General features: G+C 52.8%; 7 protein-coding genes and 2 pseudogenes. 3 read left to right on the top strand and 6 right to left on the bottom strand.

The window, feature by feature from the left end; all coding sequences use genetic code 11:
• Positions 1-73 precede the first annotated feature (73 nt).
• Positions 74-514: pseudogene (locus ABZJ92_RS19280) on the top strand (phosphodiester glycosidase family protein); the annotation flags it as partial.
• A gap of 146 nt (positions 515-660) precedes the next feature.
• Here ABZJ92_RS19280 and uvrD read toward each other — a convergent pair.
• From uvrD to lptM, 6 genes are all read right to left on the bottom strand, one after another.
• Positions 661-2,823 (bottom strand): DNA helicase II, encoded by a 2,163-nt coding sequence (uvrD, locus tag ABZJ92_RS19275; protein WP_000383393.1) that lies wholly within the window; start codon positions 2,821-2,823, stop codon positions 661-663.
• An 83-nt stretch (positions 2,824-2,906) separates the two neighbouring features.
• Positions 2,907-3,623 (bottom strand): 5-amino-6-(5-phospho-D-ribitylamino)uracil phosphatase YigB, encoded by a 717-nt coding sequence (gene yigB, locus ABZJ92_RS19270; protein ID WP_001213584.1) that lies wholly within the window; start codon positions 3,621-3,623, stop codon positions 2,907-2,909.
• A complete protein-coding gene (gene xerC / locus ABZJ92_RS19265) occupies positions 3,623-4,519 on the bottom strand; it encodes a tyrosine recombinase XerC (RefSeq protein WP_000130686.1) in 897 nt (298 codons plus the stop codon). Before xerC ends, yigB begins: the two co-directional genes overlap by 1 nt.
• The gene (locus ABZJ92_RS19260; protein ID WP_000812796.1) at positions 4,516-5,223 is read right to left on the bottom strand and encodes a DUF484 domain-containing protein; all 708 of its coding nucleotides are present in this window, start codon (positions 5,221-5,223) and stop codon (positions 4,516-4,518) included. Before ABZJ92_RS19260 ends, xerC begins: the two co-directional genes overlap by 4 nt.
• On the bottom strand, positions 5,220-6,044 hold the full coding sequence (gene dapF / locus ABZJ92_RS19255; RefSeq protein WP_005001985.1) for a diaminopimelate epimerase: 825 nt from the start codon (positions 6,042-6,044) through the stop codon (positions 5,220-5,222). Before dapF ends, ABZJ92_RS19260 begins: the two co-directional genes overlap by 4 nt.
• Before the next feature lie 36 nt (positions 6,045-6,080).
• Positions 6,081-6,284, bottom strand: coding sequence for an LPS translocon maturation chaperone LptM (gene lptM / locus ABZJ92_RS19250; protein WP_000799889.1), 204 nt, complete (start codon positions 6,282-6,284; stop codon positions 6,081-6,083).
• Positions 6,285-6,442: 158 nt separating this feature from the next.
• Here lptM and ABZJ92_RS19245 point away from each other — a divergent pair.
• Positions 6,443-7,951: pseudogene (locus ABZJ92_RS19245) on the top strand (DKNYY family protein).
• Positions 7,948-8,913 (top strand): hypothetical protein (locus ABZJ92_RS19240; RefSeq protein ID WP_025723736.1); only part of this gene is annotated, 966 nt, incomplete at its 3' end. The pseudogene ABZJ92_RS19245 and the gene ABZJ92_RS19240, both read left to right, overlap by 4 nt.

Below are 8,913 nucleotides of genomic sequence, written 5' to 3'. Positions count from 1 at the left end.
GAAACAAGTGAGCGTTTCCGGATTCTTACACAGCCACTGGATCGGTCAACTGATCCTTAACTGATCGGCATTACAGCAGAAGGTGGCGTTAAATCTCGCTTCAGGTGAAGGGAATTTCTTTATCCGTCCTGGCGGCGTGTTTTATGTCGCGGGAGATAAAGTCGGCATCGTTCGTCTGGATGCTTTTAAAGCCAGTAAAGATATTCAGTTTGCGGTGCAGTCAGGACCAATGTTGATGGAAAACGGTGTAATTAATCCGCGTATTCATCCCAACGTCGCCTCACGTAAAATTCGTAACGGTGTTGGGATTAATAAACATGGGAATGCCGTGTTTTTGTTGAGCCAGCAGGCGACAAATTTTTATGATTTTGCCTGTTATGCCAAAGCGAAACTGAACGTTGAGCAGCTGCTTTATCTTGGTGGCACGATTTCACATATGTATATGAAAGGCGGGGCAATCCCGTGGCAACGCTATCCTTTTGTCACCATGATTTCCGTCGAGCGGAAAGGTTAGAATGATAGCTTTGTGTCAGATACTAAATATGCTGCTGATGCCGGATGCGGCGTAAACGCCTTATCCGGCCTACATGACGTTGCAATTTATTGAATCTGAATGATTTTTTAGGCCAAATAAGGTGCGCAGCACCGCATCCGGCAACGTTACACCGACTCCAGCCGGGCGTAAGCTGCCACCAGCCATTTGATTCCCTGGCCCTGGAATGCCACCTGCAAACGGCTATGTTCACCGCTGCCTTCCATATTGACGATGGTGCCTTCACCAAACTTAGCGTGGCGTACACGCTGGCCGAGCTTGTAGCCGCTGTCGTTCTCGACCATCGGCGTACCCATCCGCTGATGGCTGACCGGGCGGCTTACCGTGGCGCGCAGGCGCACCTCTTCCACACACTCTTCCGGCAACTCGCCAATAAAGCGCGACGGGCGATGGTAAACCTCTTTGCCATACAGACGGCGAGTTTCCGCGTAGGTCAGCGTCAGTTTCTGCATCGCGCGGGTTACGCCAACGTAGGCCAGACGGCGTTCTTCTTCCAGACGCCCGCCTTCATCCAGCGACATCTGGCTTGGGAACATGCCCTCTTCCATACCGACGATAAACACCTGCGGGAACTCCAGACCTTTCGCCGAGTGCATGGTCATCAGTTGTACCGCATCCTGCCAGGTATCCGCCTGCCCTTCGCCTGCTTCCAGCGCCGCATGGGATAGGAACGCCTGCAGCGGCATTAAATCTTCGTCTTCTTCGTTGTAGCTGAACTGGCGCGTTGCCGTCACCAGTTCCTCTAAGTTTTCGATACGCGTCTGACCTTTTTCGCCCTTCTCCTGCTCGTACATGGTACGCAGGCCGGAGTCTTTAATTACCCGGTCAGTCTGTACATGCAGCGGCATATCGGCAGTTTCCTGCGCTAAGGCGTCGATCAGTTCCATAAACCGCTGTAAGGCGCTGGCAGCACGTCCGGCGAGGGCTTTTTCCTGCAACAGTTCACGACATGCCTGCCAGAGTGTTAACTGGCGATCGCGCGATGTCTGACGTACCACGTCCAGCGTCCGGTCACCAATACCCCGCGTTGGCGTATTCACCACACGCTCAAAGGCCGCGTCGTCGTTACGGTTGGCAATCAGGCGCAGATACGAGAGCGCATCTTTGATTTCCTGGCGTTCGAAGAAGCGCATCCCGCCGTAAATACGGTACGGCATACTCGCCTGCAACAGTGCTTCTTCCAGCACACGCGACTGGGCGTTACTGCGGTAGAGAATGGCGCACTCGGCAAGCGCCCCGCCGTTGTCCTGCCAGGTTTTGATGCGGTTAACCACAAAACGCGCTTCATCGAGTTCGTTAAAAGCGCAATAGAGGGAAATAGGCTCACCGTCCGCGCCATCGGTCCACAGTTTTTTACCCAGACGCCCGTTATTGTTTTCAATCAGGGCGTTAGCGGCGCTCAGAATATTGCTGGTAGAGCGGTAGTTTTGCTCCAGACGAATAATTTCGGCACCGGGGAAATCATTAAGGAAACGCTGAATATTCTCCACCTGCGCCCCGCGCCAGCCGTAGATTGACTGGTCGTCATCACCGACGATCATCACTTTGCCGGTGTCGCCCGCCAGCAGGCGGATCCACGCGTACTGAATGTTGTTGGTATCCTGGAATTCGTCCACCAGGATATTGGTAAAACGTTCGCGGTAGTGTTGTAGGATATGCGGCTTGTTAAGCCACAGTTCGTGAGCGCGCAGCAGCAGCTCGGCGAAGTCCACCAGGCCCGCGCGATCGCACGCTTCCTGATACGCCTGATACACCTTCTGCCAGGTCTGCTCCACCGGATTACCGTAGCTTTGAATATGATGCGGACGCAGGCCTTCATCTTTCTGGCTGTTGATGTACCACATTGCCTGGCGCGGCGGCCACTGCTTCTCGTCGAGGTTCATGGCTTTGATCAGACGCTTAAGCAGGCGTAGCTGGTCTTCGCTATCGAGGATCTGGAAATCCTGCGGCAGATTGGCGTCCATATGGTGCGCACGCAGCAGGCGGTGCGCCAGCCCGTGGAAGGTGCCTACCCACATGCCGCCCTGGCTGGTGCCCATCAGTTGTCCGATACGATGACGCATCTCCGCCGCCGCTTTGTTGGTAAACGTCACAGCCATAATCGAGTATGGCGAGCAGTTTTCCACGCTCATCAGCCAGGCGATACGATGCACCAGTACGCGCGTCTTACCACTGCCCGCGCCCGCCAGCACCAGAAGGTTGCTGCGTGGCGCGGCCACCGCTTCGCGTTGTTTGTCATTAAGGCTGTCGAGCAGGTAAGAAACGTCCATTGGCACCGCCGCGTAAAAATAGGTTGGGCGGAGAAGCGCAACGCCCTCCGCCAAAAAGCTGGGTATATATACAGATTTGCTGATTATATCAGCGAGGTCAGAGATGCCAACCGGGAAATTTCCAGATGTGGCAGTAAACGGCTGTCCCAGGTTTGCATCAGATCGCCATTTTCCGGTCTGATCCAACAAGCCTGCATTCCGCTGCGAATTGCCCCACCCACGTCAGTGGTGAGATCGTCCCCAACATGTAAGATCTCGCCGATCGGCACGTTGAGTTTTTCCGCAGCCAAAAAGTACATATCGCTGAACGGTTTTGAGCGCCCGTGCGGGCCAGCGCGCAGCACAAACTCAAAATAATCCCCCAAACCAAACAGTTCCGGCTGGGCGTTACCGTTGGTGATCGCCACCAGCGGCCATTTCTTCGCCAGCTGTTTTAAGGTGTCGTGAGTTTGCTGCGGGACGTCGATTCGGCTGCGCCATTTGGCAAAGTTAATCATTGCTGCGTGTGCGCCTGCACTGGCTTCTTCGGCACTCAGCCCGGCGTCGAGCATCGCTTGTTCAATCGAACGAAAACGCCAACGTGTCACGTCGTGATAAATCTCGGGTTCCGCTTCCCGTACCGCCTGGCGCAGGCGTTGCAGATCTTCATTCTGGAAGCTGCGCAGCGCCGGATGATAATTTTGCACAAAGGTAAGCGCCTCTCGCTCGGTGCGCAAAATCACCGGACGGTTATCGTAAAGGGTATCATCCAGGTCAAAGGTGAGCGCCGAGATGCGCCCCAAAGGCCGGTAAAAACGCATTATTTCCCCCGTTTGGCGCGTGGATGCGCCGCATCGTACACCGAGGCAAGGTGTTGAAAATCAAGATGAGTATAGATTTGCGTGGTGGAGAGGTTGGCATGACCCAGTAGCTCCTGCACACCACGAAGATCGCCGCTCGACTCCAGCATATGCGTAGCGAACGAGTGACGTAATTTATGTGGGTGAACGTGATTATTCAGCCCTTGTTTTATGCCCCATTCGGCAAAGCGTTTCTGCACATTACGCGCGGAGATACGCTTGCCCAGTTTCGACAGAAAAAGCGCGTCGTCTTCGCTACCAAACAGGTCGCGCAAATCAAGCCAGTGCTCAATCCACGCCACAGCGTTGCGACCAATCGGCAGGCGGCGCTCTTTGCTGCCTTTCCCCATCACCCACACTTCGCCGGACTCCAGGTCGAGGTGTTTGATATCCAGCCCCACCAGCTCGGAAAGACGCAGACCCGCGCCGTACATCACTTCCAGCATTGCACGGTCGCGTACAGCGAGGGGATCGTTGATATCAATATCCAGCAGCCGATTCATATCGTCGACGTCGATATTTTTCGGCAGATGACGCGGCGCTTTCGGTGCCGAAACTCCTTTCGCCGGGTTAGCTTTGAGTTCGTTCTGGCTGACCAGCCAGTCAAAAAAGCTACGTAGCGCAGAAAGCCGTAACGCCAGACTTGCTGCTCCCAGCCCTTTACGGCGACTGCGTACAGCAAAATTGCGTACCATCGCTGCATCGCATTGTTGCCAGCTTTGCAGGCCGTTTTCGCTGGCAAAATTGATGATCGCCTCAAGCTGACGCTGGTAGTTAAGTAGGGTTATCGGGCTAAGCTGACGCTCCACGCTCAGATAACGTAGGTAGCGTTCTACATCGGTGTGTAAATCGGTCATACGCGTTCAATCCAACGCTCCAGAAGCTCCGGCAACATCAGCGCAATTTCATGAAGTAACTGCGTTCCCTGCCCTTGTTGATAGTGACTGGCATCGCGACTGGTAAACAGCACAACACCCAAATCAGCATCGCTTCCCAGCATCGACATCGCCACCGATCCCACCGCTTTCGCTTCCGGTAGCACCACCAGCAGCTCCGGTCCGTTAAGCGGCCCAAGATAGTGCTGTTCCTGCCCCAAACGCTGAATACGCAGCGGTTCGAAAGACTGACGGCTTAATGCCAGATGAGTGTGGTTCGACGGCGCACCTAAGCGCCAGCGATCTGGAAACAGGCGCAGACTCGCACCAGCTAGGCCGAGATCGCGCGCCCAGCGGTGAAAGCGCATCAGCATATCGTCGAGACTGCTGGCGGCGGTGAGACTGCGCTGCAGGTAGAGTAGGCGATAAAACAGCCCTTCGTTGGCGATAGCCTGCTCCATCAACAACGCCATGTTCTCTTCCAGAACATGAATGTGATTACGTGCGCGGGCCATGTGCCACTCGACCAACGAAACGGTGCCGCGTACCGGATGCGGCACACGTATCGCTTCTACTGCGCGCGCATTGCGGATAAAAAACTCAGGATTTTTAATCAGATAATCGACAACCGCCCGGTCATCAAGCTCCGTGAGTGTTTCCTGCAGTTCTTCCCCTGGTTGCTTCATAGATGAATAAATCCATCGTAGACATGTACCGCCGGGCCAGTCATATATAACGGGTGACCCGGACCTTTCCAGGCGATATCAAGACGACCGCCGGGGAGTTCCACGCGTACTTCTTCGTCCAGCAAACCTTGCTGAATCCCTACCGCCACCGCCGCACACGCGCCGCTGCCGCAGGCCTGGGTTTCTCCTGCCCCACGCTCATAAACGCGTAAACGAATATGCTCGCGCTTAACCACTTGCATAAAACCGATATTGGCGCGCTCCGGAAAACGCTCGTGACTTTCCAGAACAGGACCAAGCGTTTCTACCGCCGCGGTATCGACATCATCGACCTGAATCACGCAATGCGGATTTCCCATCGACACCACGCCGCATAAGATTGTCTGCTCGGCGGCGCGCATAATATAGGTCTTTTCCGCTTTGTTAGCGCGAAACGGCACGGCGGAAGGTTCGAAGTTGGGTTCGCCCATATTTACGCGGACCAGATCATCATCGGTGACGGTCAGAACCATCCGCCCGTTGGCGGTGCTGACGCGGATATCACGCTTATTGGTCAGTCCTTTCAGACGCACAAAACGGGCAAAGCAGCGCGCACCGTTACCGCACTGCGCCACTTCACTGCCATCAGCATTGAAAATGCGATAGTGAAAATCCAGTTCAGGATCATACGGCGGCTCAACCACCAGCAGCTGGTCAAACCCTACCCCCAGGTGCCGATCCGCCAGGCGACGAATCAGCTCCGGTGAAAAAAAGACATTCTGCGTTACCGCGTCGACGACCATAAAATCGTTGCCAAGGCCATGCATTTTCGAGAACTGCATCATTTACTCCAATCACGCGGGTACAGAAACTGACTTTTAGTAATTCACCTGGGATGGACCATCGCCAGTGGCGCGATCGTTTTTATCCGGCACCGTGGATTGCGTTTGCGTCTCTACCGGTTTGGTCGGCGGCGGTGCGTTTTTATCTGCAGGCGGGAAATAGAGCGGACCTTTCAGACCGCAGCCCGTCAGGCTGAAGAGAGTAAGTAATACAGTGAGTGCCTTAAACACGTTTTTCATTATGGATTGCCTGTAAAGTTCATCGCTTTCTGCTTTCTATCATCGCAGGAGAAGGCGTAAAAGCAAGCGTTTAGCGACTCTTTATGAAGTCTGAAAAGTGAGGAAATGCTGCGAGTATAACGCTTACTCGTGAGGATTTATGTTCTGCTGGCAGTTTCGTGATCAACACCTCGCGCCAGGATGGCTTTATGCACTATCGCAATGTGGTTTGTTTGTTGTCTTGTTCATTGTTTTTATCGTCGGCATGGGGATGTCGGCTTTCCGCACCTGAACATAATATTTACCAGAAACAGGGAAAAGGCGTGGTGTACCTGCGCCCTTATAAAGAAACAAATCTTTCTCTACCTGACGTGAATTACAAGAGTTTGCGTCGGTTACCCAATTTATTAATAGACCCGACAACACTAGACGAATGGGATAAAGAACCGCCTCTGACTGATTTGACAACCGACTACCTCTATGAGGGCGCACAGGCCTGGTATCCTCATTATTCATGGCATAGCGATGGTCGCAATATCCTCTACGCGGGTGAAGTTGTGCAAAACCCTCCCGGCACACCTCCCGTCGATGTCGCCTCGTTCAAGGCATGGGGTGATTTTGCCGCAGATAAACACAGTCTCTATTTTGAAGGCAAGCGCACCGATGACAATGGTGGTGGAAATAGCTTGGATATCAAAACGCTGCATCAGGTGGAATTCCGGCCTCCCTGGGATCCTGACTTACTGGGGCTGATATTACGTGACGCTAATTTCTTGTATATCAATGGGCATCGCCTCGCTGACCCCGAGAGTTTCCGTGTGCTGGCGCAGAAGTCCTGGGATCAGCGAGGAAAGTTTTCCACCACGTTTAACCCCTGCATTGCCGTACCATTTGGCCCCTGGGATACCCTGGCTCGTACACGGACCAAAATCCTGCTCAACGGCGAACAGCTTGATGCCGACCCGGACACCTTTTCCGTCGTGCGCTGGATGCCCGGCTCACTCTTGACCTGGCGTGATAAAAACGGGCTGCAGCGTAAAGTCCTCGACAAGGAAAATCTGGCGTGGGATGAAGATTTAACAAAGCACTGTCTGGATTTTTCTCTGCTGGAAAAGAAAGTGTTCTGGCGTAAAGGACCTGCTTGTAAACAGGAAGAATTACCCGGACTCGATCCGGAGCAGTTTCAACCCATCAGTGATGCTGTCGCCCAGCATCAGGACTCGCTTTATACCATCATCGAAACAGAGTCTGGTAACCGTAAGCTGGAGATCGTGAAACTTGATGATCCCAATCTTATTATCAACAAACGTTTCAACGCCGGGAAACGCCACGGCTATTTACTTACGCGTGCCGAAGGGTAGCCATACCATTCCGGTTTACACGTGTTTGAATCTGACGGACCGCTGATCTTACTGGATAACCGTTCTCCGGATGAACGCGAAGCCCATCTTAATGACCATCCCTTTTTGCGCAGATGGTATGCCCGCGATAACCGCTACATTTACAGCTTTGATGGCGCGCAGCTCTGGCGATACCGCACCGCTGATCCGAAACAAGTTCGCTTAATCTGGAAGGAACAACATTCGGGATATGTCTATGGCGTAAATTACAAAACGGGATATCTGGACGGAAAAATTACTGATGACGGCGAATTTATTCCTGCCCCGCGCAATGAGGCGACAAAATGAAGGGTCAAATAATCACAGTTGCACTCATCCTGTTGGGACACACATTTCTGACGCCTGCTGTACAGGCCATAGGGTTCGACTATTACAATGATCACGGTGTTATGTCTTACGGTAAAGGTTATTGGGGGGATAAGAAAATCATTGCCCAGTTTCCGGAGATGAGCAGGGCCGGTTTGCGCCTTGTGAAAAATATCTCTGGGAAAACGGGTTATATACCTTCCGATGAAATAAGCATAGAAAATGAGGAATACCACTGGGTGACAGACGGCCGCGTTATTCTCTGGCGTGGCAAAATCGTTAGCAATCCACCGGGAACACTCACTGTCGATATTGCCAGCTTTCAGGCTATGGGCCGCTTCGCGGTCGATAAATATAGCCTCTATTTTGACGGACAGCGCACCGAAAGTAATAGCGGCGCGTCACGTGTTGAGCTGGCGACACTAAAAGCTATCGAAGGTAACTCTACCACGCTGGTGGATAGTAAAAATCTCTACTTGTCCGGTCGACGTCAGGGGAGCAGCAGTGATGTTACTGTATTAGAAAAAAGATGGTGGGGTATTAATCCACGTCTTATGAGTGTAAACAGAAATTCATATTCCAATGATCTGCTTATCCGCAGTGGGCAGAATATTTATTTAAATGGCGTTCACCTTACGGCGAATGCAGACTCATTTGAGATAATTCGCTGGATACCTCATTCACTGCTGGTTTTTCGCGACAATAAGGGTCTGCATCGTTATCCCTTTGGTCAATTATCAGGCAAAGCGATACCCGTAGATGATGACGTCTCTTTTGAAGTAGGGGAAAGTCGCGTTCGCTGGCGTAAACAGCTCACGCCCGACCGTCAGTGGAGCAAGTGGATAGACCTACCAGGTATTGAACCTGAACAATTCGGTAATGACTCCAACTTACTGATAGTGTTTTATGTTCAGATAATGCCCGATGACCTTGTCATGCAGCTC

The sequence above is a fragment of the Shigella sp. FJ200513 genome (assembly GCF_040495915.1).
Classification (GTDB): domain Bacteria; phylum Pseudomonadota; class Gammaproteobacteria; order Enterobacterales; family Enterobacteriaceae; genus ECMA0423.
Note: the sequence above shows the minus strand (reverse complement) of the source record. Positions and strands in the feature narration are given on the sequence as shown.

What these genes read in the sequence shown, in the direction of transcription:
- ABZJ92_RS19260 (WP_000812796.1), bottom strand. Translation starts at nt 5,223, where the DNA reads ATGAAGCAACCAGGGGAAGAACTGCAGGAAACACTCACGGAGCTTGAT.
- yigB (WP_001213584.1), bottom strand. Translation starts at nt 3,623, where the DNA reads ATGCGTTTTTACCGGCCTTTGGGGCGCATCTCGGCGCTCACCTTTGAC.
- uvrD (WP_000383393.1), bottom strand. Translation starts at nt 2,823, where the DNA reads ATGGACGTTTCTTACCTGCTCGACAGCCTTAATGACAAACAACGCGAA.
- dapF (WP_005001985.1), bottom strand. Translation starts at nt 6,044, where the DNA reads ATGCAGTTCTCGAAAATGCATGGCCTTGGCAACGATTTTATGGTCGTC.
- lptM (WP_000799889.1), bottom strand. Translation starts at nt 6,284, where the DNA reads ATGAAAAACGTGTTTAAGGCACTCACTGTATTACTTACTCTCTTCAGC.
- xerC (WP_000130686.1), bottom strand. Translation starts at nt 4,519, where the DNA reads ATGACCGATTTACACACCGATGTAGAACGCTACCTACGTTATCTGAGC.